This is a genomic window from Myroides sp. C15-4, from assembly GCF_050522745.1.
Lineage (GTDB): Bacteria > Bacteroidota > Bacteroidia > Flavobacteriales > Flavobacteriaceae > Flavobacterium.
Map to the genome: position 1 here is coordinate 1 of NZ_JBMVQX010000080.1, position 2,156 is coordinate 2,156.

General features: G+C 40.0%; 1 protein-coding gene. It reads right to left on the reverse strand.

Translation table 11 applies throughout. From position 1 onward, the window contains the following. Positions 1–140 precede the first annotated feature (140 nt). Positions 141–2,102 carry an OmpA family protein gene (locus tag ACPDHL_RS16125; protein WP_430533724.1) on the reverse strand — a complete coding sequence of 654 codons (1,962 nt, stop codon included), beginning with the start codon at positions 2,100–2,102 and terminating at the stop codon, positions 141–143. Positions 2,103–2,156 lie beyond the last annotated feature (54 nt).

Consider the following 2,156-nt stretch of genomic DNA (forward strand, 5'->3'; position numbering starts at 1 on the left):
TTTTGAGGACAAACAATGAAAAAACCCCGCCTTTTTTAGACGGGGTTTTGTTTTTTAGGCTTTTTAGACAGCCTCTTCTACAATGCTTTATCTTTTAGTTCTTACAGCGAGATCATATAAAAAAGTAGCTAATTCTTCTCTTATTTACCTACTACAATAAATTCACTTCGTCTATTTTCTTGGTGTTCGGCATCACTACAGCGAACGCCATTGCTACAGCGGTTGATCAATTGTGTCTCTCCATACCCTCGTCCTATTAAACGATGCGGATCAATGCCTTGATCTATCATCCATTGAATCGTCGATTTGGCACGACGATCCGATAAACTCAAATTATAGGCGTCTTTTCCTTTGCTATCGGTATGCGAACGAACATCTACTTTTAACGTTGGATATTTTCGCATTACTTCCACAATCTTCATTAGCTCAATCGAAGCATCATAGCGAATGTTGGATTGATCAAAATCAAAGTAAATCGGCGCTAGATTTAATAATTGGGCTAAATCTGTGTTGACCTCAATTGGAATTTCCGTTTGCTCTAGACCAATATCCACAGTCTTCACGCCTGGTTTATCATTATTATTAAATGCCATCTCCACGGTATTATAGGTATCTGCTTTCACTTTGATGCGATATTTAATTCTACAGTCCAACAGCATGATCGCATAATATCCTTTGCTATTGGTACGAAGCGTATCGCTCTTTTGATACACTGCATCAGAGATCACAACTAGTGCATTGGCTAAAGGAGCTTTGGTTTGCTTGTCATATACCGTTCCCTCAAGGGTTTGCTTACATGGTTTCTCTGCCCAAAAATAGATATCATCAGAACCTTTACCTCCTGGGCGATTCGAACTAACAAATCCCTTGTTTGCCTTAGCATCTATATAAAAACCAAAATCATCTAAGGGGCTGTTGATCGGCTCTCCCATATTTACCACGGGTCCAAAACTGCCATCGGGATAAATAGGCGTGGTGAAAACATCCAATCCCCCTAGGCCAGGATGACCATCAGAAGAAAAATACAGCTGGTTGTCTGAAGAAATAAAAGGAAAACTTTCTCGCCCTTCCGTATTAATGCTTCCACTTATATGTTCTACTGCACCATATCCTCCATTTTCATACAAACCAACGCGATACAGGTCCGATTGTCCTACGCTTCCCTTGCGATCCGAGGCGAAATATAACCATTTTTCATCAGGGGTTAAAGCGGGATGGGCAGTATTAAAATCATCCGAATTGATCGGTAATTCTTCTACCTGCCCCCACTGCCCATCCGCTTGTTTTATTGCTTTATATATTTTTAGTAAGGAAGTATTTTCTTTATTTTGCTTGCTCTTCCCATTGCTCTTGGCGTTGTTTCGCGTAAAGTACATCGTCTTACCATCTTGTGTAAACACAGCTGTTGCTTCATTTACATTTGAGTCTTCCATCTCCAAGCGAACTAATTCTCCAAACCCTTCTTTGTTTATGGAGATACGGTATAAACTCGTATAACTCTCATTAGTCCAAGCGTGGATATCCTGTTGTCTTTCATCTGCTGTTGCTCGTGCAGAAGTAAAGATAAACTGATCTCCTAACATCGTTCCCCCGTAATCTGAGTATAGGCTATTTAGCTCCAACGCTTTGATCTCATAACGACCCGAATTGTGACTAATTTGAGTCAGGTAATCGCGGTTCTGGTTGTACAAGGTGGCTCGGGAATCACCTCCCTCCAGCTTGTAAAACTGATCCATCAAAGCCTTTGATTTTTCGTAATTCTTCTGACTTTTCAGCGTTTGAGCATAGCGGTAGTAATATTCAGAGGACAATAATGCGAGATCTTTGTCTTTATAATCTCCTTCAAAAAGTTCATAATACCATTTATAGGCTTCTGCTAACTTTCCATTGAAGTAATACGAATCGGCTAAGTTTTGCAAAACCGATGTATTGATGTATCCTTGATTGGCCAAGCCTTCATAAATCTCAATTGCATTGGCATAGGCCAAGTGATCAAAATCTTTATCTGCTCGCTTTTCTCTTCCTTTTTGACCATAACTCACCGTGACTACTGTGAGCAGTATAGTTACAATGAGTCCAACTTGTTGTAGTTTTTTTTTCATATCAAACTAGTTTAGAAGAACCTTGGAGCGGTTACGCGCTTCAAGCTGTTAGAC

Excerpts from the sequence above, each read along its gene's own strand:
- ACPDHL_RS16125 (WP_430533724.1), bottom strand. The coding sequence starts at position 2,102 with ATGAAAAAAAAACTACAACAAGTTGGACTCATTGTAACTATACTGCTC.